Annotated in this window: 2 pseudogenes; both read left to right on the forward strand. The window is 46.7% G+C overall.

Features of this window, described 5'->3' with window-relative positions:
* Positions 1 to 286: pseudogene (locus R7093_RS27670) on the forward strand (ABC transporter substrate-binding protein); the annotation flags it as partial.
* Positions 286 to 535 (forward strand): annotated as a pseudogene (locus tag R7093_RS27675) (two-component sensor histidine kinase); the annotation flags it as partial. The pseudogenes R7093_RS27670 and R7093_RS27675, both read left to right, overlap by 1 nt.

Below are 535 nucleotides of genomic sequence, written 5' to 3' on the forward strand. Positions count from 1 at the left end.
TGTTTGGCTCTCGCTCATTAAATTGAATCGACTTGCCGACGGAAAACCAGAGAAACAACGTTCGCTACAAGCCATTGAAAAACAACTGTTTGAATTACCACTGAGCAAAGCGCAAGTAACCGAAATTGCGCAAAAGCTGTCGACCATGGATAAAGACTCCGAAGTTGGCATGACGCACTACCAAGCGTTATTGGCAGAGTTTTCCCATGAATTGGGGCGTGCGATGTCGGAAAAATTGGACAATGTAAATCAGCAATTGGCTCAATGGCGAGGGAAAGAGAAGTAGTGTTATACCCGAAATACAAAACCATCGGTGCACGCTTAATTGCCGCTTTTGCTTGCAGCACGCTCTTGCTCACCGTGGTGTGTTTGGTCGCTTGGGCGACATGGAACAGCTTGGATAATCAGCTGCGCCTTTTGTTGGAAGATAGCGTGCCTAAATATAACGCCAGCTATTTTCTCGAAAGTAAAACCAGTGAAATTACCCGCCGCGTAGAAGCGCTGCAAGCGGTAGACAACAAAGTACAGCTGACTG

The sequence above is a fragment of the Vibrio sp. 1580 genome, assembly GCF_033340055.1.